The sequence below is a fragment of the Tamlana sp. I1 genome, assembly GCF_015355625.1.
In the GTDB taxonomy this organism is placed as follows: Bacteria; Bacteroidota; Bacteroidia; order Flavobacteriales; family Flavobacteriaceae; genus Pseudotamlana.
The window spans coordinates 118267-142378 of the sequence record NZ_JACLAF010000002.1; the positions used below are offsets into that span (position 1 = coordinate 118267).

General features: G+C 33.3%; 14 protein-coding genes and 1 pseudogene. 3 read left to right on the forward strand and 12 right to left on the reverse strand.

All coding sequences use genetic code 11. The features are described 5' to 3' along the window. Positions 1-18 precede the first annotated feature (18 nt). The 8 genes and pseudogenes from H6X70_RS01930 to H6X70_RS01965 form a co-directional block, all read right to left on the reverse strand. On the reverse strand, positions 19-930 hold the full coding sequence (locus H6X70_RS01930) for a carbohydrate kinase family protein (RefSeq protein WP_194765995.1): 912 nt from the start codon (positions 928-930) through the stop codon (positions 19-21). Between the two features lies 1 nt (position 931). Further along, positions 932-2443 carry a glycoside hydrolase family 32 protein gene (locus H6X70_RS01935; protein WP_194765996.1) on the reverse strand — a complete coding sequence of 504 codons (1512 nt, stop codon included), beginning with the start codon at positions 2441-2443 and terminating at the stop codon, positions 932-934. Positions 2444-2503: 60 nt separating this feature from the next. Then, the gene (locus H6X70_RS01940) at positions 2504-3892 is read right to left on the reverse strand and encodes a DUF4960 domain-containing protein (protein ID WP_194765997.1); all 1389 of its coding nucleotides are present in this window, start codon (positions 3890-3892) and stop codon (positions 2504-2506) included. Positions 3893-3909: 17 nt separating this feature from the next. Then, positions 3910-5604, reverse strand: coding sequence for a RagB/SusD family nutrient uptake outer membrane protein (locus H6X70_RS01945; RefSeq protein WP_194765998.1), 1695 nt, complete (start codon positions 5602-5604; stop codon positions 3910-3912). Positions 5605-5622: 18 nt separating this feature from the next. Next, positions 5623-8721, reverse strand: coding sequence for a SusC/RagA family TonB-linked outer membrane protein (locus tag H6X70_RS01950; protein WP_194765999.1), 3099 nt, complete (start codon positions 8719-8721; stop codon positions 5623-5625). Between the two features lie 17 nt (positions 8722-8738). Continuing rightward, positions 8739-10307, reverse strand: coding sequence for a glycoside hydrolase family 32 protein (locus H6X70_RS01955; protein WP_194766164.1), 1569 nt, complete (start codon positions 10305-10307; stop codon positions 8739-8741). Further along, positions 10305-11669: pseudogene (locus H6X70_RS01960) on the reverse strand (sugar porter family MFS transporter); the annotation flags it as partial. The gene H6X70_RS01955 and the pseudogene H6X70_RS01960, both read right to left, overlap by 3 nt. Positions 11670-11925: 256 nt before the next feature. Beyond that, the gene (locus tag H6X70_RS01965) at positions 11926-14628 is read right to left on the reverse strand and encodes a substrate-binding domain-containing protein (protein WP_194766000.1); all 2703 of its coding nucleotides are present in this window, start codon (positions 14626-14628) and stop codon (positions 11926-11928) included. A gap of 404 nt (positions 14629-15032) precedes the next feature. Here H6X70_RS01965 and H6X70_RS01970 point away from each other — a divergent pair, with 404 nt between their 5' ends. Beyond that, positions 15033-15920, forward strand: coding sequence for a bestrophin family protein (locus tag H6X70_RS01970; RefSeq protein WP_194766001.1), 888 nt, complete (start codon positions 15033-15035; stop codon positions 15918-15920). A gap of 135 nt (positions 15921-16055) precedes the next feature. Continuing rightward, on the forward strand, positions 16056-16994 hold the full coding sequence (locus H6X70_RS01975) for a glycoside hydrolase family 25 protein (protein WP_194766002.1): 939 nt from the start codon (positions 16056-16058) through the stop codon (positions 16992-16994). 287 nt (positions 16995-17281) lie between these two features. On the opposite strand, the gene H6X70_RS01980 is transcribed toward H6X70_RS01975, so the two are convergent. The 4 genes from H6X70_RS01980 to H6X70_RS01995 form a co-directional block, all read right to left on the reverse strand. After that, a complete protein-coding gene (locus H6X70_RS01980; protein ID WP_194766003.1) occupies positions 17282-18001 on the reverse strand; it encodes a 3-ketoacyl-ACP reductase in 720 nt (239 codons plus the stop codon). Between the two features lie 40 nt (positions 18002-18041). Then, positions 18042-19562, reverse strand: coding sequence for a Dabb family protein (locus H6X70_RS01985; RefSeq protein WP_194766004.1), 1521 nt, complete (start codon positions 19560-19562; stop codon positions 18042-18044). Between the two features lie 24 nt (positions 19563-19586). Beyond that, the gene (locus H6X70_RS01990; RefSeq protein WP_194766005.1) at positions 19587-20081 is read right to left on the reverse strand and encodes a GlcG/HbpS family heme-binding protein; all 495 of its coding nucleotides are present in this window, start codon (positions 20079-20081) and stop codon (positions 19587-19589) included. 409 nt (positions 20082-20490) lie between these two features. Beyond that, positions 20491-21087 (reverse strand): Crp/Fnr family transcriptional regulator, encoded by a 597-nt coding sequence (locus H6X70_RS01995; protein ID WP_194766006.1) that lies wholly within the window; start codon positions 21085-21087, stop codon positions 20491-20493. A gap of 447 nt (positions 21088-21534) precedes the next feature. Between H6X70_RS01995 and H6X70_RS02000 the strand changes: the two genes are divergently transcribed. Further along, positions 21535-24102, forward strand: coding sequence for a T9SS type A sorting domain-containing protein (locus H6X70_RS02000; RefSeq protein ID WP_194766007.1), 2568 nt, complete (start codon positions 21535-21537; stop codon positions 24100-24102). Positions 24103-24112: the final 10 nt, after the last annotated feature.

Here is a 24112-nt window from a genome sequence, read left to right on the forward strand (position 1 = left end):
TAGTGGTTATAGTTGTGTTTATATTTTGCAATTATTATTTAGAAACATCATTATATCTTCTTTTAAAATCTTAGGATTCGCGCCCTTGTTTTGGGCAACAATAGCGCCAACAGCACAAGCAAAATCAATAGCTTCCTGCGGAACTCCGTTACTTAATAATTTTGAAATTAATGATGCTAAAAATGAGTCGCCAGCACCAACCGTATCTACAACATTGATTAAGAATCCAGCATTATGATAAAGTTTACCTTTCCAAAGTAGAACAGCACCATGCTTTCCTTTCGTTACACATATGGCTTTGGTTTTGGTTGCTTGAGCTATGAAATGAATGTTTTCTTCAATAGATTTTGATGAGGAACCCAATTCTTCTGAAATTTCAAGAAGTTCTTCATCGTTGAATTTTATAAAATCTGATTTGTCCATCAGACTTTTTAGTGTTTCTATATTGTAATGTGGCGGCCTTAGATTAACATCGAAAACCTTAAAAGTGTTACTGTATTTTAGAAGTTCAAACAGGGTAGTTTTAGAAACAAGGTCTCTACAGGCTAAACTACCAAAAAGTAAAACATCTGAATCTTCAACTATTTTGCGAATAGTAGGGGTGATTTCAATTTTATCCCAAGCAACAGGATGTTGAATAGAATAAGTTGCAGAACCTTTACTATCTAAAGTTACATTAACCATACCAGTAGCATAGTTTTTGGTAGTCGAGATTCCATTAATATCAATATTTTCATTGCTGATATAGTTTGTTAATGACACACCATTGTCATCATTACCAATGGCACTTATCATAGAAACAGGGAATCCGAAGGACTTTATTCTTAAAGCTAAATTTAAAGGGGCTCCACCAATTTTTTTTCGGTCGTTAAAAACATCAAAAAGAATCTCTCCGAAGCTAACAAATTTTATGTTTGTGTTTTCGAACATATTAATAAGGATTTTTTAAACTAATATTAGAAAATTCAACCTTGGCGTTATTAGAATAAATGGCCCATTGTTTTCCACTAGTATTGTAAAGTCTGTTACTAAAGGCTATAGTATCGTTTACATAAATTACACATACATCTTCGTTTGTTGTTATATTTATATCATAACTTTCAGCTGTTGAAAAGCTAAACGGAATGTGGTTTACATACTGATTAATACCATTAACTAGGTTGTAGGCGGTAATTCTGTTGTTGTCAGGTTCGAAAACTATATTGAAAGCTGAATTTCCTTCATTCTCATAATTCAAAAGTATGCCGCACTTACCTAAGGAATTGAACGAAGTATCAAAAGTGATTACATTTGATTTTTTGATACTTTGGAATACAACAGAAGCCTCACTAGAGGAACCATCAAGGACGAATGTATTATTGTTTTGATTAACAGAACCAGTTGTTTTTACCATTTCAAGAGCTACATCATTAGTAAATATTGAACTGACGGATTCTGGTTGTTGAACTCGCAATGTCCCATCTGTGTTTTGAACAAGTTCATGTATTACTAAATTTCCAGCCCATTCTTTATTACCTGTATTATTTTCTGGTGCTTTTCTTGCTGTCCAGCCAAATAGATAGCGTTGGTTTCCATTGGAAGCTGTTTTAGCTGCATATAAATATTCACCATCAAACCGATCGATTTCTGGAGTTGTCCATGGTCCGTTAGGGGAGTTTGCTATACGATACCTTGTACCTTTATAGTTACTCCAGTTTTCAGAAAAAATTAAGTACCAATAAGATCCCATTTTAAACATATCGGCACATTCAAGCATTAAATAATTTTCTTCTGAAGTTGTCGTATAAACAGGGCTTTGAACCTCCCAGTTATTTGTTGAAGGATCGCTTGTTGTAAATAGTGCCACCACAGCCTTTCTCCCTGGGTCTGTTTGTGTAGACATTAGCATCCAGTATTTACCTTCTTCTTCGTTATAGAACACATGAGGATCTCTAAAGTCGAAATCGTAATATCCAGCAGGCGCAGTTAATTTAAAGTCTTTAACCTTTGTCCAGTTTTTTAGGTCGGTACTTGTGGCACAAAGAACACTTTCTCTAGGGTTATTTTGAATGAATGATGGTATACCGTTATGTCCCGTATAATAGAAATAGTATAGGTTTCCAACTTTCACAACAGATCCGGTTCCTACCCCAAAATCAGGTTCATCAGCTGTTCCGTAAGGAATCATTCTTCCATTGTAATCAAACTCAGTGAAGTTTGAGGTTTCAAAACTATGAATGTCATGAAAGCCTTCGCCGGCAGGTTTTGTTTTTGCATCATGCAAAAAGAAAAGATTGAATTTCCCATTATCAAAGTACGGCATAACATCTCCAACGTATCCCGAAGTATAATACGGGTTTGTTTCTCCCATCCATTGCTCAGGCGGCAATGGATATATAGCAGTTTGATTACCTGTATCGATTGGTACCTGAGAATGTGTTTCATCATCGTTTGAGCACGACATAAAAAGGCAGATATATAATCCGATTATAAAATATTGTTTTAAGTACATCTTGTTTTGTTTTTAGTTGTCAGCTAAATAGTCTAAGCTGTTTGCTGTTAGTATTTTAATATTATCTAAAAAGCCGTTGTTTTCGTTTGTGTCATTTTCGTTAAACCAATCGTAAGCCCCCATCGAAATAACAACTGTGTTTATGTTAGTAGCTCCTCCAGGAAATTCAGCAATGGATACACGTCCATCTAAGTTATCATCCCAAGCTTCACTAGCTAAATTGTTACCACCTGTCTGGTTTCTCCAACCTTCACCATTTCCAAAACCACCCCAGTCTGGCAAGAACCACCAAGCAGTATGATTTAATCTAAAGGTTCCTTTTTCTAATAAATTAGCTTTCCCAGGAGCAAAAGTTTCAAGACCTAAGAAAATAGGATGATCTTCATGTCCAACAAATGACATTCCCCAATCATTACCATCAATAAATCCATTTGGCAAAAAGTCTCCAAAAACATTGTTTGGACCTTTTCCGCTAGGAATAATATTTAAAGCCTCTAAATACTGAGAAGCAAATGTTGTTAATAATAGGTTTCCACCATTTGCCTGATAATTCATTAATGCAGTAGTAACATTGGCATCTAAGGCAATAGTAGGTAGGTTTATCGCACTATCATAATGCCACCAAATAACATCTATATCTGCTAAAGAAACCCCATTTGATATATCTGTAAACGATAAATATTGAGCACCTGGATAATTTTCGAATAACCAATCTGAAGCGGCAATCTCATCTGGGTTAGTTATGCTTTGTAAAGATGCGGAGGTTCCCAAAAATGCAATAACTGGACCATCAATAGGGGTAGTAACACTAGCTGTATAATTTTCAGTTAATGTAGCAGAACTAACAGTATAAATTACGGGATCACTGAAATCAATCAACTCACCTGATGCAGGAGAAATACTAACACCTGCTGAGGTAACAATTTCAGGCCTTAGAGCCGTCAAATCTGTACCTTCTGGTAAAACTAGTGTTATAGTTTTCGAATTGTGATTTATATTAGCATCAAAACCGTTTATAGTAAAGCTCTCTATGGGTTTTAGGGTTGTAATATTGACATCATAAGTTTTATAAATATTACCATTAGTAACCCTATAATTAACAACATTAGTAAAATCTATAGGCTTTCCTTCTTCAGGAACCATTATTGCACCTTTTGGCAACGAGATTTCGGGTATTAAACTTGTTAAATCCGATCCATAATTCATCTCAAGTATGATTTTACCTTCCTCATTATTAATATCCGCAGGTAAATCGTCAATCTGAAATGAAAGCATGTTAACCGAAACATTGGTAACAAAAGCTGAGTCATCAAAACTATCTTCACATGACCAAAATAAACCTAATGCTAGTACTAGAATTAATGGGAATGTGATTCTTATATTATTTATAATACAATTCATGTTTTTATATTTTTAAATTAATAACCTTCATTTTGCTTATAAAGCCCTTGACTAAAATTTATTTGTGCCAGTGGAATTGGAAGAAACTCTTCAATTCCATGGTCAAATCCGGCATCTAAATAATAACCACGTTTTATTTTCTCTTGTGAATAGAAGTTATTCATTGTTTCTGCTGCAACTCCCCAGCGCACCAAATCGAAAAAACGAGAACCTTCCATAGCAAACTCTAGTCTACGTTCCCAACGTAAAGCCTTTCTAGCAAAATCTTGAGTCCAGTTACAGTTCACACCATTTTCGTACTCTTTAATAAAATTATTTGAGGTATATGCCTTAGTTAAAGTTGTACTTTCTGCCGCTCTGGCTCTTATTTCATTAATTAATGGTAAGGCTTCATTTTGACGCCCTAATTCAATTAAAGCCTCGGCTTTCATAAGAATGACATCTGCATATCTAATAACTATTCTATTTTTAGAATTTCCATAAAACGGGTCAATATTTACAAAACATGAACAATCGGGTTGTACATTTTCCTTTAGAGAAGCATAATATCCATAGGTACCAGGAGATCTATTCCAATTTTCCTCATAAATATAATCTGGGTGATACTTAAATGGTAAACCTGGAATGGCAACTGTATGATATAATCTTGGATCTACATCATAATTATTTAATTGATTATAATCTAAATCTTGGTCATTAAAATTATCAAACATTGGCAACCCTGAAGTAGTCGTTTTAAATGCATTTACTAAGTTTTGGCTGGGTTTATGAAAATCACAACAACCTAAACCTTGTGGTACAGATAAAACATCTCCAAAATTTAAACGCCCATAAAGCGTCCCATCGTCGTTAGAATATTGAATAGAAAATATGGATTCCTGTCCATTTTCATAACTACCAGATAAAAAATTAAAAGCGAAATCTGGTTCTAAAGAATAAATTCCCACAACTTGATCTACTGCATCTAAAACATCTTGTAGTCTTTGCTGATTGATATTGATAACATTATAGTTAGCATCTTGTTCATAGGCCTGATATAATCTAGTCTTAGCCAAATAAGCATAAGCCGCGTATTTATTCGCTCTACCTATTTCAGGTTGTTTAGCTGGTGTATTATCTGCTGCAAATTGAAAATCAGAGGCAATAGCTTCCCAAAGTTCATCATCTGATAGATCACGATTTGAAATAAGGTTATAATCATCTGGTTTCGTTTCATCTGTTACATACGGCACATACTTAAACAACTCTTTAAGCATAAAATAATAGTGTCCTCTAATAAAATGCATTTCACCTAATCTAATTTGCTTCAATTTAAATTCCTCTTCTGTAAGTTGATTTAAAGCATTTATAGCCTTATTTGCTCTTGCGATACCCACATAGCAGTTGTACCACAACCTATCTAACTCTCCAAAATCAGAGCGAATATTATTTGATATTTCGAAAAAATGGAATGCCTGTATATCGTTAGTTCCGCTACCTCCCTTATACGCATCATCTGAACGAACATTTCCGTAAGGCCACAAGCTAAATGGAGTATCATAATGATCGTTTCCTAATGAAGAATAAGCAGCTGTTATAAAACCTTCAATATTTTCAGGCTTTGCTAATTCTTCTTCACTTAATACACCTTTAGGATCGTTATCTAAAAAGTCTTCACAGCCAAGGGTAGTCAACATTAGAAAGCACCCTATTATATATATAATATTTTTCATGATTATTTGTTTTATTAATTACAGCGTTAAATTTAAACCTATGGAAAAAGTTATTGGTATTGGATACCCAAACCCAGGGTTTTCAGGATCAACACCTGTAAAACTAGGAGATGAAATAGTCCATAAGTTTTGTCCATTCACGTACATTCTTAGTTTAGTTATACTATATTTTTCTATGATATCTTGAGGTATTGAATAGCCCAATTGAAGAACTCTTAACTTTAAATATCTACCGTTCTCGACGTAATAAGTAGAAAAACGAGATTCCGCATTACTATCAACAGTTGTTAGAGCTGGAATATTTGAATTAGGATTGTCAACTGACCAAGCATTTAAAAGTCTTGCACCTTTATTTGATCCAACATCGTCTACACTCCAAAAATCTGTTTGATATTTAGTTTGATTAATGACATCTACATCTCCTACCCCTTGCCAAAATGTAGTTAAATCAAAGTTTTTATATTCGAGAGACAAATTAAATCCATAGGATATGCCCGGATTTGGATTTCCTATCCAAGTTCTATCTTTATCATCTATTATCCCGTCCTCATTTAAATCTTTATATCTAATTCTCCCCAGGTCCTTACCGGGCTGAATTGCGGAGTTTTCAACCTCATTTTTTGTTCTAAATAATCCATCTGCAACGTAACCATACATAGAATTTATTGGCCTTCCAAGGATGTTATCTTCTAAGCCATCACCTCCATAATTATTCTTTACCTCATCTGGTAGCTGAGTAATTTTATTCCTATTTGCTGCAATATTTCCGGAGATTTCATATTTAAGTCCAAAACTAGTTGTGTTTTTATATTGTAGACCAATTTCCAAACCTTCGTTTTCCATTGAAGCCCCATTTACCCATCTTTCACCTCCTTCTCCAATTACTCCTAAATAAGGAGGCAACACTAGTATATCTTCTGTTTCTTTTTTATAGATATCAATGCTTCCTGTTAGAGCTTGGTTAAAAAACCCAAAATCAATTCCTAAATTAGTTTGCGTTGTAGTTTCCCATTTTAAATCATCATTCCCAGTTTGTATGGCAATGAATCCTGAATTAAGCAGTCCATTTTTGGCCCCTGCTAAATCATAAGCTGTACCATAAGATGTATTCCATGTAGGATCTCCTCCCGCATAACTAGCTAAATAAAGCGAGTAAATTGCTTCATTACTTATTTCCTGATTTCCGGTTTGTCCCCAACCCGCTCTAAGTTTTAAATCTGAGAAAAAGCTCAAGTGTTCTTCTGCAAAAGCTTCTTTACTTATCCTCCAACCTCCAGAAAAAGCTGGAAAAGTTCCAAATCGATTATTTTTCCCAAAACGAGAAGAACCGTCATGTCTTAAAGTTGCTGAAAACAAGTATCTATTATCAAAATCATATGTTAACTTTCCAAAATAAGAAAGCAAACTATAAGATGTTGCTGAACCGCCATTATAAGCTTCTCCAGTACCAGCATCAGGATACATATAGTTTGGATCTTCCAACAAAAAATCTTCTTTTCTTAACCACGTATTTTCAAAGCTTTCTTGATACATTTCAGTACCAGCCAACATATTAATATGATGTTTATTAAGGCTTAAATCATATTGAACTGTATTAGTCCAAGTCCATTTAGTATTAGTAGACTCATCAATATTTACAGCGTTTTGATCATTTTCTAAATAACCTGATTTATAACTTCGCTGTAGGGTTCGTTTATAATAATCACTAAAATCAATTCCAAAACTAGTTTTGAATTTTAAGTTTTTAATCAATTCTAGCTCAGTATAAACATTACCGAATAAACGCATATATTTATACCCATTATCTTTATTATATTCTAAAACTCTAACGGGGTTTTGGCGATCGTTCATCCCTCCAACAGGACCTCCCCAACCTAAACCATCTACTGTTCGTACCGGAATAATTGGCAATGCCCTTAATGCAGGATCTAAAACTCCAGGATCAACAACTTCATTAGTTCTATTTAAAGTAAAATTCTCTCCTACAACTAACTTTCCATCAAAAAATTTATATGAAGAATTAATTCGAGCTGACAAACGTTTAAATTCCGTAGTTTTAACAATTCCTTGATTATCATAATAACCTAAAGAAAACATATAAGTTCCTTTTTCCGATCCACTAGACATGGACAAATCCAGAGAATTCGCTCTTCCCAATTGCGAGACTTCATCATACCAATTAGTATTCGCCGATTTAATAGTTCGCTCTGAGTCCAAATATTCTGGAACACTTATTCTATTTAATGTTGGAACTCCATCTACTACTCCCCAGTCAAAATGATAACTCAAATTATTAGAATTCGGATTCAAACCATCATTTATATTTGCTTTCCATAAAACTTGTCCAAATTGATTTGCATCTAAAACATCTAATTTGCTTGTATAATCTGAAAGGGAAGTATAATAATTAGTACTAATTCTCATTTTTCCAGATTTCCCTTGTTTTGTGGTAATTATAATTACTCCATTTGATGCCCTTGAACCATAAATACTTGCAGATGAGGCATCCTTTAGTACTTGTATACTCTCTATATCGTTTGGATTTAATTCATGCATGCCTGCTTTAGTTGGCACACCATCAATCACATATAAAGGGTCTGTGTTATTTAGCGTTCCAATACCTCTAATATTAACTTTAGTATTAGAGCCACTAGGCGACCCATCAGAAGTAATATTTACACCTGGTAATCTTCCTTGTAAAGATTTTATTGGATTAGGTTCTGTTTGCTTATTAATTTCATCGACATCTACAACTGATACAGCTCCAGTAATATCTGCCTTTTTCTGTTTTGTATAGCCAGTTACAACGATTTCTTCCAATTGTTGATTATCTGATTGCATGACTATATTTAATGTCAAATTATCACCAATGATTACCTCTTGAGTTACAAAACCAAGGTAGCTAAATTGAAGAGCATCGCCTTTTGATGCGCCGTTTAGAATGAAGTTTCCATCAAAATCGGTTACAGATCCTGTTGATGTACCGGTTATTATAACCGCAACACCGGGTAAAGGCATATTATCTTCAGAGGAGACCACCTTCCCTTTAATTTCCAGATCTTGAGCCATTAGGGCTGAGAACTGCAGAAAGAATAAAATAATTAATTTATACTTCATGATTTAGTTTTTAATAGTTAGTTGTTATTTATGTTTAGTTTATTAGTGTTCAAAATTGAAATTTTGGCTTCCTTTTTTGTAGATCCTATTGTTAACTTTTCGAAAGGTTCATTTGGAAAGAATATTTCAGTTAACACTTCTTGACCATTGTTAAAAAAAAGCTCTATAGATGTTTTGTCTAATATGATTTTTATCTCTGCTTCTTCATAGTGTTTGGCAAGAGGTGCCTTGGTAACTTGCTTTCCAAATGCTTCAGAAAAGTTTGTTAATCCTGATGATTGACGATCTATAAAAAGATGTTTTTCAATATTATCTAATCCGAATTTCAAGCTATTCCCAGCAGCATTAGAAAGCGTGAGTGTATAGATGTCGGTAGTTAAATCGGTTAGTTTTATATCTATGACAGACTTTGCTAAATCGATTGTTTTACTGTCGATTAAAACAGTTTCTTCTTTAAATTTGATATCTGCTTTAGAGATTCTATTGGAATAATAATTTTCTAATTGATTAACAGGTTCAGAACTAATCAAAAATCCATTTTCTGTTTTATTAAGTTTTAGCTCTCTTGGAATAGTCATACTACTTCTCCATGTTTCAGTGGGCACATCTTGTGCATATAGCCAGTTGGACATCCACCCAATAGTTATTGGGTTTTTACTGTTGGTATTATTCCAAGTAACACTAGCATAATTATCCATTCCTTGATCTAACCAGATAGCCTTTTTTAAGTCTAGCTGATTTTTAAAGGTTTCATCGAGTTTAAATGTTTCACCATCAAAATCGCCAATAAAATATTGTGTTGCAGAACCTCCATTTGGCCCACCTGGGTTTAAACTTTGAAGGAGCACCCATTTGGTTTCGTTTGAGTTTTCTGTTTGCATCGGAAAAAAATCAGGACATTCCCAAACTCCTCCATGGGCACCAAGGTCTTTTCCGAAATCAGAAATGAACTTCCATTCCTTTAAATCTTTGGAGCTATAAAATTTAGTTCTGTCATCTGCAGCAAGTACCATAACCCATTGTTCATGATCTTCATCCCAAACCACTTTAGGGTCTCTAAAGTTTTTAATTCCTGGATTTTGTAAGACTGGGTTATTTGCGTACTTAACCCAGGTTTTTCCTTCGTCAATTGAATAAGCAATACTTTGGTATTCGAAATCAATGCGACCATCTTTTTCTTTAATTGGATCATGATGGGTAAAAATAGCGACAACAGGAGGGGTTGTACCATTTCCAAATCCAGAAGTATTCTCTAGATCTACTACAGCACAACCAGAAAAAATATAACCTAATTCATCTGGATATAGCGCTATAGGTTCTTCAGACCATTTAATCAAATCTTTACTTGTAGCATGCCCCCAATGCATAGGCCCCCATTTATTTCCTTCTGGATAATATTGAAAAAACAGATGATACGTGTCATTTAAGAAAAACATACCGTTAGGGTCATTCATCCAATTTTCTTTAGGGGTGAAATGGAAGTTCGGACGGTACAAGATTTCTTCTTTATGGGCAACATTTTCAGCGGTGGTTTCTCTACCTAAACTGGGTTTTGTAGTTTCTTTACAAGAAAAAGTCAAAAACATTATTACAGCAACACTAGCTACTTTTTTTAGACTCTTGGATTTACCTGATTTACTTAAAATTTTACCCAATTTTTCTAAAGAAATTCCTTTGGTTTCCGGCATCATAAAAATCACAAATAGAAGTTGAAATACCATCATAATTGCAAAAATCAAGAAAACCATTCCTGCTCCTATTGTGGAGAATAACACAGGAACTAAGGAAGGCACTACTGCTGCCAATACCCAGTGTACTGAACTTCCAAAGGATTGTCCATACCCTCTTAAATGATTCGGGAAAATTTCAGAAATAAACACCCAAATTACGGTTCCTTGACCGATAGCATGAGCTGCTATGAAGAAGAATAAAAATATTGGAACCGCACTGCCTTCCCAATTGAATAAAAATGCTGCGGATACAAGTGATAATGATAAAATATATCCAATGGAACCTATGTACATCAGTTGTTTTCTACCTAGTTTATCAATAAGTGAAATCCCCAAAAGTGTAAAAAGTAAATTGGTTATACCAACACCAATACTACTTAAAAGTGCCGAACTTTCTCCTAATCCTGCTTCTGTTAATATTCTAGGAGCGTAATAAAGCAATGCATTAATACCCGACAATTGATTAAAAAAAGCAATTAAAAAAGCTAAGACTAAAGGCTTCCTATATTTCTTCATAAAAATATTTTCGTTAGGGATGGTATTTTTCATTTCATCCTTAATCTCTATCATTAATTGTTCTGGATTTACTCCAGGATTAATAACTTTAAGAACGCTTTTTGCTTCACTATTTCTTAATTTAGTTAATAGCCATCTTGGACTTTTCGGAATGCTTAAAGCAATAATTGTGTAAAGTGCTGCAGGAACAGCCTCAATACCAACCATCCATCTCCACGCGTTTTCTCCAATATTATTTAATAAATAATTTGACAGGAATGCTATTAAAATACCGAACACAATATTAAATTGATATAAACCTACCAGCTTTCCTCTATCCTTTGCTGGAGCTATTTCAGAGATATATGCAGGAGCTGCAACAGTAGAAGCCCCAACACCTAATCCGCCTAAAAATCTAAATATAGCAAAGGTATAAGGGTCATTAGCTAAACCAGAACCAATGGCAGATACAGTGTAAAAAACGCCTATCCAAATTAAGGTCTTTTTACGCCCTAATTTATTGGTTGGAAAACTACCAAGTAGCGCCCCAATAACAGTTCCCCACAAAGCCATACCTATTACTACGGTTCCATGAAAAACATCAGATGAATTCCAAATTTGTTGTAATGTTTTTTCTGCGCCTGATATAACAACTGTATCAAAACCAAATAGGAATCCCGCAAGTGCAGCTGTAATAGACCAGATTAATATTTTCTTATTCATAATTTAGTTGGAAATTTAGTTTCTGTAAAACTATCTATCCAACATAGTAAACCATATAAGAATTGTTACATTATTAAAAATTAACTTAATTTTACATCAATTACCTGATTTTTAACTAGTTATCAATGATTGAAATTATCGATTTTTAGGCTAAACTATAAAAATAGTTACATCTTTATATGGTAAAATACTTGTGTTTTGAGATAAAATACTGGTATTAATATGATAATGCAATGAATACAAAATTAAAAAACTGTTATTTTTTCCTGTAAGTTTTTGGAGATTTACCAAATTTATTTTTGAAGGTTAGAGAAAAATAACTTGGGGAAGAAAAACCTACTGAATAGGCTATTTCTGATATTGAAAGCGTCGATTCTTGAAGTAAAATTTTTGCTTTTTCTAATCGTATATTTTGAATATAATCACTAACATTAATATTTAATATGGCCTTTACTTTTCTATAAAGCTGTACTCTCGATATACCTAAGCTTGAAGCTAATTGTTCTACGCTGTAACTGGAATCATCAATATTTTCATGAACATATTTATTCATATCATTAATAAATTCTTGTTCAGAATTAGCAAGATTATTCGAAGGCTCGGTTTTATAGATGTTTTTTATATGATGCCTACGTAACTTTTCTCTGTTGAAAAGTAAGTTTTTAATAGATCTGTAAAGTATGGTAAAACTAAAAGGTTTTGTTAGAAACAAATCTGCACCCGAATCTAACCCCTGAACGTATGATTCTTTACTATCGTATGCTGTTAAAATAATAGAAGGGATATGTGATGTTCTTAAGTCTTTTTTTAGAATATTGCATATTTCGAATCCGTTTTTGTCTGGTAAGTTAACATCGCAAATAATAATATCGGGAATGAGTTCAAAAGCCTTTTCAATGGCACCATGTCCATCGCAAGTCTCAATAATAAACTCAGCAGAAAGTTTATTATTCAAGTATCTTACCAAGTCAGGATTATCTTCTATAATTAATAATGTGTTTTTGCTGTCTTCATCAATATCATTTTTAAGTATAAAAGCGTCATCTTCGTAGTCAGTTTCAAAACTTAAAGTAGGGTTTTCTATTATGTCAGGCTCATAAATTATTTCGTCAGAACTTAAGTGTACATCGCCTTTATATAATGTTATAATAAATTCTGTTCCATTTTTAGAATTTACTTCAATAGTACCTTTATGTAATTCAACAAATTCTTTAGACAGGTGTAACCCAATACCTGAACTAGATTTTTTATTATTTGATCCCTGAAAGAAAGCCATGAAAACTTTGTCCATTTCAGTATCAGGAATGCCAATACCAGAATCTTTAAATTGAATCTTTACAAAATTGGTTGCTTCATCTATAATATTAATGCTAATTGTACCATTGTTAGGCGTAAACTTAAAAGCATTTGATAAAATGTTAAAGTATACTTTATCCATTAAATTTCTATCGATGAAAACTTTTAAAAATTCATTGTTTGAATGCATTGAAAATTTAATGTTTCTTTTCTGAGCTTCACGTTCAAAATCTTTAAAAATGGATTTTGAAAATTGATACAGATTAGTTTCTGATGCTTTCAAAATGAATTTCCTATCCTCTACTTTACGAAAGTCAATCAACTGATTTATAAGCCTTAATAATCTTTTAGAATTATTAAATATTAAACCTACTTCTCTATTTAATTTATTATCTCTAACGGATTTGTAATCTGAAATTGATTCGATAGAAGAGAGAATTAGAGTAATTGGCGTTTTAAATTCATGAGAGAGACCGGTAAAAAAGTTAGTTTTAGCTTCACTTATTTTTTGAATATGTTTTTGTTGAATTGTGATCTTATTATTTCTGAGTTCTAATTCTCGCTTTTTTTTACGAAGCTTAAAACCCGAGTATATGCTAAAGCAACCAAGTAGAATACTGGTAATTAAAAGGCCTAAAACTAGTTTTAATATATTTGTTTGGGTAGAGTATGTTTTTTCTTGTTCCTTGATTTTACCCTGTTGTGCGACAATGTCTTCTTGGTGTTGATTTATCTTGTCTAATTGATTCTTCATGATTTCCGCATTTTTAGAATCAATCACGGTCGTTCTTAAAATATTATTTTTTTCAACCTTTTTTCCGTTTAATATTCTTAAGGCTAGCCTAATAGCTTCATCGCCACCGGTGGGGTTTAATATAGTTGCATTTAAAATATTATTCTGGACTAACTCTATGCCTCCATCAGGAATGTTTAATCCATCGACCCCAATGAATTTTAGTTTTTTTTCAAATTGTAATTTATTGGTTAAGTCCCAAACCTGTTTAGCCAATTCATCATTGAAGGCATAAACATAATCTATACCCTTTGGCCCTAAGGAATCAATAGTTTTTAATATTTCAGTTGAATTGACACCTTCAATAGTTTTAACAATATTAATCTTTGGATTGTTTTGAATTTCATGATGAAATCCTAAGCTTCTTTCTACTACAGGCGATGAGTTTCCAACACCTTTTATTTCTAAAACATTTGTTTTTTTTTGTTGAGAGTTGGATATAATATACTTGGCAGCCGTTTGCCCTACTTCTAAATTATCTGCACCAACGAAAGCAGTGTATTTGTCAGAATTGATTTTTCGATCCAAAAGAATAATCGGTATTCCCGCATCGTATGCCTTTTCAATAACTGGAACAATACTGTCTTGAACTAGGGGAGAAATAATAATTAAATCATATTGATTCTTAATCATTTCCTCCATTTGCGCAATTTGTAGTTTAGCACTACCATGTGCTTCAAACTTTGAGAGATTAATCACATTATGATTCAGAGATGCTTGAATTTGCATGGAATGATTCATATCATTTCTCCACATGTGATCACTCAGGCATTGAGAAAATCCTATTCTGTATTTTTTTACTTCTATATTTTGACAGTTAAAAAAGGTAAAGAAAAAGATGACTAGTAAAATAAGTTGGATATTTCTCATGACTGTTAAAGTAAACGATATGAAAATATTAGTAAGAAAGAATTTCGTGAATTTGGTTAAGCCCAAAACTAATATATTATATTAATTTAAACCGAAATAGACACAAATTTCCTATTAAAAGTATTATTCAACGTTTGACACTTTAAATCCATTTGGTAAATTTCATAAAATAATATTATTAATTCGAAAACTAAAACAACTTACATTTTAATAAATTAATAATGAAAACCCTGTAAAACAGTTTTTTTTTATTGAAGTCGGGGTTTCACAACCCAAAAGTCACTGGTTCTAGACCAGTATACTATACATAGTAAGAGTTATCAAAAATGGTTACTCTTTTTTTTGGGATAAAATCGTAATCTTATTTATAAATTCGCGTACAACTTTTTAAAACAAAACTCAACATGAGAATATACAACCCTAAAGAATGGTTTAAAGCCGTGTTTTATGTAAGGAAATCCGATACTTTACAAACCCTATATCCTTACTTAATTCTAACTGCTATATGCTCGGGTGGTATTGCCTTTTTTGAACTCGAATATTTGAATTTATCATCTAAAAGTTGGTTAAAAAACATCACTGTTGTTCATAGTTTACTAGGTTTTGCTTTATCACTTTTATTGGTTTTTAGAACAAACACAGCTTACGACAGGTGGTGGGAAGCCAGAAAACAATGGGGTGCACTAACAAATGTAAGTCGAAACCTAGCACTTAAACTTAATGCTTTTTTAGAAGATGATGATGTCGCTCTGCGTCACTTTTACAGAAAAGCCATCCCGATGTATTCACAAAGCTTGTTTGCTTTTTTAAAATCGGATTACACCACTTTTATGCTTGATGAAAATGAACACCCTGAATTAGGTGATGCCTTTAGCCGAAAAAAGCACGGTCCAAATCAAGTAGCAGCTTTAATATTTAAAAAAACCAATTTACTCTACAAGCAAAATAAAATTTCGGGCGAACAACTTATCGTTATTAATAATGAACTTGAAGGTCTAACAAACATTTGCGGTGCCTGCGAGCGCATTAAAAACACACCCATTCCACATTCATACAGTACGTTTATTAAAAAATTTATAGCTATTTATGTGGTTACTCTTCCTATTGGCTACGTATTTTCATTGGGTTATTTTGTAATTCTTGCGGTGCCTTTTATACTTTATGTTTTAGCTTCGTTGGAATTAATTGCCGAATCTATTGAAGATCCTTTTGGCAATGATTTTGATGATTTACCCTTAGATAAAATGGCTGAAAACATGAAAAAACACACTCACGAAGTGTTACATCCATAGCAAAAACACCTCAAACCATTAACACCATTTAATAGTATAGCATTCACTTTTTTTTAACGGACTAAGACATCGCATGTCGCAAGATTATCTGCTTAATAGCAATAATTTTGAAGCACAACGTTAATAACAAAAAAAATGAATCCTTTATTGAGTTTTTTGGTAACTCCCCAAACATCTACTACATCTAAGGTTCTGTTTATTTCAATTCTGGTTATAACTATTTTTATAGCCTTGTTAAATTATTTCAATAATAAAAACAGGAAACAGGTAAATGGCATTAGAAAGGCACATCATATTCTATATCCTGTACTCCTTTTAGCTTCTATAATTTTTGGCTTTTTTTATGTGTTTCAAACAAATCATAATAAAAATGATGTCCCTAATTTTGGTGAAAACATCGACAGAATTGAAAGCTTAGAACATTTAGGTGTTACAAACCCTAATTATATTTTTGGTATTGACATTTCGCATTATCAAGGTGAAATTAGATGGCACGAGGTAAAATCTAACGAAAAACCTATAGAATTTGTATTTATAAGATCGACCATGGGTATAGACGGAAAAGACACCCATTATAACAACAATTGGGCAGATGCTAAAAAGCATGGTTACATACGTGGTGCTTATCATTATTACCGTCCCAATGAAGACCCCGTTGAGCAATTTAACAACTTTGCACAAACCGTACATTTAGAAAAAGGCGACTTCCCTCCTATTTTAGACATTGAAGAAAAAAGCAAGTTTGGCGATGCCTTTTTAAGAGAAAATGTTTTGAAATGGTTAAAATTAACCGAAGAGAAATACGGTATAAAACCCGTTGTATACACAGGGAAACATTTTTACGACACCCGTTTAAAAGGTTATATTGATGAATACCCTTTATGGTTAGCAGCCTATTCTGGAAAACACCGTGTAAACGACGTTGAATGGACGTTTCATCAATTTTCTGAAACCGTAAAAGTTGAGGGCATAGACACCCTTGTTGATGGAAATGATTTCAAACTCAGTCTAGACGACTTAAAAGACATGTGTTACGGACACGACGACCATTCGCGAAAAATTTGGAGAAATTAAATCCAGCTCGCACTCTAAGTCATGCCGATATAGACATCTCAAAATAAAGGCATTACCTCATAAACTGCATAAGTTATAAAATCACAGGGTTAAATTATTTATAGTTTAACCCTGTTTTATAATATAGCTAAAATTGATTCAGAATAAAACCCTAAACTTTATTAGGCTAAACCAAGCTTTTTATAAGTTTTCTGTGTAAACAATAGATTGTATTTCTACAGGAAATCCAAAGATTACAGGACATTAAGCTTTAATTAATACACAAAGCTAAATCCTTTCTATTATTATTACGGATTGGTAGACCATAAAGCCCCACTTTTAAGCATGGCTCTTCTTGGAAGTTTTAGACCTGCTACTATTAATTCTGCAAAATCTTCTGGTTGAAGCACGCTTTCTTGAGAACCTTTAGTGGCTATTCCTGCATTTATGGACATGTCGGATTCAAAGGTGCTTGGTGTATAGGTAGACACTCTAATATTATCTTTACGGACTTCTTTCATTAATGATTCCGACATACCTATAACAGCAAATTTTGAAGCAGAATACGCAGAAGTATTCGCATTACCGTTTAAACCCGCAGTAGAAGCTATGTTGATAATATCACCTTCGTCTTGTTTGAGTAAATGTGGCAAAACTTCTTTAGTTACATAGTACATTCCCATTACATTCGTTTGAATAATATGAGTCCATTCTGAAACCGCCATGTCTTGAAATGACCCAAATCCGCCTATGCCAGCATTATTCACCAAAATATCTACATTTCCTATAGTGTCTAAAACGCTTTTAATACTGTTTTTTACTTCTTCATAATTACCAACATCAAATACTACATAGGTCGCCTTGACATCAAAGGCTTCTAATTCGGAAACCGTTTCTTTTAAAACACGTTCTGTTCTTCCTGTAATAACAACATCAATACCTTCTTTCGCAAATGCTAAAGCGATAGCTTTTCCTAATCCTCTGCCTCCACCTGTTATGATGGCTTTTTTATTCTTTAAATTGCTCATTTTCTATAAATATTAAAACGTTTTTCTGAAAAGCAGGTTGTTATTTTGTCCAATAATCTAGCACTAAAACATCGGCAATAATAGGTCCTATTTTACTCACCAAATCTAAATGAGCTTTATGGAATAAATAAATTTCTCTAGCATGCTCATCGTTAAAGGTTAAGGTAAAACAATGGGTTAAATCTTTGGTATGCCCTTCGGTACTATCATTTAATCCCCATTCCAAGTTTGCAATTTCAGGAATTTCATTTTTAAGATTTATAAAAGCTTCAACAGCCTCATTTACCTGTTCTTTTGTGGCGTCTTCTTTATATTTTAAGTTAACCATGTGTCTTAAAACTTTGCCTTCTCTATTGATTTTAGGCGCAAGTTTATAGCTTACAATCTTTCTTAAATCATTCCGAAAAGAGCCCGTAATTAAGAAGTTGTCTTCACCTATTTTAAGAGCTCTTAAACCGTAATAAATAGAGTATCCTGTTTCTAAATAATTTATAGGACTAAGGATACCTTCTTTATTTAACTTAAGCAATTGAATACTTTCATCGTCTCTTGTGCCTACAGCCAATACCGCTTCATTATTTTCAACTGAAACAACTTCAATTCGAGTTTGCCCTTGAAGTTTTGTATGTTCATCATCTTTTAAAACCGAATGAGGAACTAAAGCACCTTTTTTATCAACTTTAAAAACACTAACACCGTCACCATGATATACAAAATTGGTTCTTTTTATAAAACCTCCTCTTTTGTAATATTTATGATGTCTGTGACCAACAATTACATAATTATTATCCCCAAAAGAGACACCTGTTACAGGGTAGGCTCCTGTTAAATATCTATCGGTTGTATTATCGCTTATGTTATTAATGTTTTTAAAAGTTCCATCTTCAAAAACCCTAAAACTACTAACCCCATTATCTTGAAATCCGCCTGTGTATAAATAGGTTTTTCCTTTTATCTTATGCACAAACATTCCGATAATGCCATCGGTATGAATGGTTTCATCATCTTTCATAGACTGAACATGGGTGAGTTTCCCATCGTTTTCAATCTTAAAAGAACTTAGTCCTGGTGTTTCTTCGAGTCCGCCAACAAAAAGATAGGACGCTTTCTTCATATGAATAACTTGTAAGGTAATAGCAGTACCAAGGTGTGTTTCGTCGGTGTCTTCAATTAATGCAACCCGTTCAAGGGAGCCACCTTCTAAAATTTTAAAAGTTTCAACAACATCACCATGCTTATTTGCCACAAATAGAAAATCTGTCCCATTAATACGATCGGCAACCATACCTCTTGCAGGGCCTTTTTTCATATAAAGTTCATGATTACTAATTGGCGTAAGGATACCTTGCTTATCTAAACTATAAACATCAATATTTCCAATACCGCTAGCATATATATAATGTGCGCCATCTTTTTCATAACTGGTAATAGACACGGTATTGGTTCCTGATATGCTTTTAATGTCTTGCCTATAAAGCATTAAATCATCAAAACCTTGAGCTAAACAAATTTGAGAGACTAGCCATGTGATGGTTAGAATACCTTTTTTTATACGATTCATAATTTTATTCCTTTTCAAGTTTAATTAATCTATAATTGCTTTTGCTCCAGAAATGGCTATGGCTCGGTCTTGGTCTATAGTACCACCACTTACACCAATGGCTCCGATAATTTTGCCTTCTTTATTTTTAATAGGCATGCCTCCAGGGAAGGATACCAGACCATTATTGGTTAATTCTATATTATAAATAATGCCTCCAGGCTGAGTTAGTTCACCTAATTTACCTGTATCAATATTAAAATAACGTGCTGTTTTTGCTTTTTTAATGGCGACATCTATGCTTCCTAAAAAAGACTCGTCCATTCTTATAAAAGCTTTTAAGTTAGCACCAGCATCTACTACGGCAATATTTACTAAAACATGAGATTGTTCTGCGTTCTTTTTTGCTTCCAAAAGAATTTTTAAAGCTTCATCATGTGTAACATTGTAATTTGATTGAGCTTCAATGTGCCCCATATTCAATAGGAATAGGAAAACGAAAATGATTTTAAGTTTTAATGGTGATAGTATGCTTTTCATTTAGATTATGTTTTATGAGGACAAAACTCTTAAATGAAAATGACAAAAAAATAGAACAAGTTCAACACTTCAAAATTTTATTGATTTTTAAATAATAGCGTCCAAAACAATTTCTAAAACCTTATTAGATTTTATATTCAAAAGGATCTGTTTTAAATTATTGAATATGGAATTAATTTTTATATCAGTTTTTTTTAATGGCCTATCGAACATTTATCGTGAAATTTGAAGTGAAAACACCGTAAAATTTCAGGCTGTTTGAGCTAAATGAATTTTTAAATTTACCACCAATTACAGTAGCGAGTTCCTGAAATTTAGGTGTCGAACGAAAAATTTAGATAAAGGTTCGTAAGCCTAGATTTTTTTGGTTCGTTTTTTCATCAATGGAAAAAATGAACAACAAGTTTAATTATTTATGACGAGAATGATTTTTAAAGTGTTTCTTTTTGATTTTACTCAAAAATTCATGAGTAATTCCTAAATAACTAGAAATTTGTCTGTCGGTAAGTTTAGATGCTATCTCTGGATAGGTTTGTATAAAATGAAAATAGCGTTCTTCCGCCGTAAGGCTATGATTTCTAATCAACCTGCGTTGCCAAGCCACTAATGCTTTTTGAGACATTATTCTAAAAAGTTTTTCTACGGCAGGAACTGAATCATAAAGTGCCAATTTATCCTTTCTGTCGATTAGTAGCACCTTACTATCCTCTAAAGCCTGAATGTTTAAGTCTGATGGTTTTTGATTCATAAAACTATCTATATCCATGAGCCACCAGTCTTTAACCGCAAAATACAAGGTGTTTTCATTGCCTTTATTGTCTAATACAAAAACCCTAAAACAACCTTCTAATACAAAGCCTTCAAATTTACAAACACTACCCTGAGTTAATAAAAACTCTTTTTTCTGAATCACCTTGGGTTTAAAATAACTACATAATTGCTCTAATTCAGGCTTAGAAAGTTGTATGCTTTTTTCAATATTTTGAATTAATACATCGTTTTCCATATCATAATTTACCCCTTTTTAAAAGTTTCAACCGCATGATGCACTAAATTTACAGGTATCTGACTGAACTTTTTTTTCATAATTATAATATATTTAATAAAACATAACCTGCTCTCAAAATCGACTAGATTTAAACTATACACCATTGAAGTTTCTCAATACCCATGGTACATTTGAGACTTGAAAACTTCAATTAAGCCTACCAACTCTATATTCTCCTAATTCTTAAAAATGCCATTTCTATGGCATGAAATAATATCATCACTCAACAAATATTGGGCATGTCAAGTTTAAATCGAGTAGGCAAACCACGACTCAGGGATGAAAAAGGGTAATTTCACATTTTGGTTAATAAAAAAAGTACTTAATAGTGTTTAAAAACTACCACAAGTTGTAAATCATTTTAACACCTATTAAACCCCATTTTCAACTACATAAAAATAAACAATGAAAAAAATTAAACTACTAGTAGCTCTATTATTAATTACCGTCTTAAGTTATGGACAAAACACATTTACTTGGGACAATTCATCAGATTATGGCCCTAAGGGCTCACAAAACTTTTACCCTGGGCAAGTTATTGATATGACCTTTTCCTATAGCACACCTGGCGATTTTAGTTATATACAGGTGGTATTACAAGAAAAAAACTCTGCAAATGCCGTAGTAAATAATTATGGTATTGAATATGTGCGTAATGAAGGGGTGGGGCAACAGCCTAATTCAGATTCATTTTCTACATCGTATACCATAGATGCAAATGCACCAACAACATTACCCGCAGGAAACTATTACTTCTTACATATGTTTATGTGGACCGTAAGTAATGGTGGCGCAAACGACAGTAGAAATGTTAATATAACCAATGAAAACAAGGTTAACACGAAGGTAAACATTACTTTAAATGCCAAACACATCGTTGGCGGGAAAGAAACCTTCGAACGATCTAAATATATTGGTATTCATTCTAACCAAGGGGAAGCAGAATGGGATGGTAACAACGTTGATGCTAATGGTAACCCGATTGATTTACGCGACGACCTTTTAAATGGTTTAGATGTGTATTTAGGTAGAGATACTGGAGGTATTACCTATAATTTAAATCAAGTGGATGAAGATCCTAGCAGAACAGGATTTGCTAAACCTACTGGCTCCAATAGTATCGCTTCGAGAGGGTTGAACGCAAGGAATTCTTATGCTTCAAAAACAGCTATACATCCTTATGAAAGCAGAAATGAACTTATTCTTGCAGGACAATTAAATCCGTTTTGGACAGGTCATGATCAGGTTCCAACGGGGCAAGGCTGGCTTTTGGCTAACGGAACTGCAACAGGCGAGTATATGGGACGCTATATTAATGAATTCCACAGTGGAAATGGCGAACCTGCACCTAGTTGGGTAGAGGTTATTAATGAGCCTGCTTATGAAGGATACGGTGGTCCAGGAGACTTTACTCATGATATTCAAGATATCGCCGATTTTCATAATGAGGTTGCTGCTGCTATTAAAATACAAACACCAAACGCTTTGGTTGGTGGCTATACGACGGCTTTTCCTAATTTTGAAAAAGGAGATTTTCAACGTTGGCATAAACGATGGAAACTGTTCATGGATGTAGCTGGAGCTAACATGGATTTCTTTTCAATTCATTTATATGATATTGCTTCGAAACCAGATGGCACGATTGATTTAAGAAGTGGTAGTAATATTGAGGCTACTTTTGATATGATGGAGCAGTATAGCACCATATTATTTAATAATGTAAAACCTATTATAGTATCTGAAATGGGTGGTGTTATGAATGGCCAAAGAAACCAAAAATGGTCTCCTTACAGAGATTGGCTTTGGGTGAAGAGTGCCAATGCACAACTCATGTCTATGATGGAGCGCCCAAATATTATTGCTAAAGCACTACCATTTTTAGTTTTAAAAGCACAATGGGGAAGCACACCACAAGGAAATCCTTATAACAACAGGTTAATGAGACAAGAGAATGAACCTGCCACTTTTGTACCTGGTTATGGATACACTGGAAATTGGGTGTACTCTGATATGATTAAATTTTATCAACTATGGAGCGATGTAAAAGGTACAAGAGTAGATACCACATCGGATGATTTGGATATTCAGGTAGATGCTTATGTTGATGGCAATAAAGCGTACATTATTCTAAATAATTTAGAATTTGTTTCAAAAGATGTGGATTTAAAATTTATTGACACGCAATACGGCACTATAAATTCAATAAATAAAAAACACTTTTATTTAAATAATGTAACACCTGTTTTATTAGAGGAATCCATTCCAACAACGACTTCAACAGTAATTTTGGGAGCTGAAGGTACCATGATTCTAGAAGTTACTTTTGACAATGCAATAACCCTTAACGACTCGAATACAGAAACGAAATACTATGCAACTGATTATCTAAAACCAATCGTTGCTAATCAAACTGAAACTTTTCAAGTTAACGGAGTATCAAAAAACACTTATGGAGAAGCTGTTTTACGATTAGGTGTTGGAAGACCGCATAGCAAACTTGTTTATCCTTCTTCAATTACCGTTAATAACACATCAATTACAATTCCTAACGATTGGAGAGGATACGACCAAGCGCAAAGAGAACGCTTTTTTGGTGTATTAGAAATTCCTGTTCCATTTAACCTAATTCAAGCTAATAACACGATTGAGGTAACCTACCCAGATGCAGGAGGACATATAAGTAGTGTAACCATGCAAATCTTCAATTTTAATCGAGATATTCGTACACCAAATACAGCTGGTGTGGAAGGCACTGGAAAGCTAAAGCAAGTGAAGATTTACCCAAACCCAACAAAAGGTGTTTTTAACCTTTCTGATGCGCATAACACAACAGAAGTTAAAATTTACACCATTTCTGGGGTTGAAGTTAAAAAATTCACAAACCTTAAAGACATGGATATTTCTAATTTAGAAGCAGGAATCTATTTTATAAAAACAAATACAGGTGGAGTTGCTAAGCTGATTAAAAACTAGTGAACTTGAA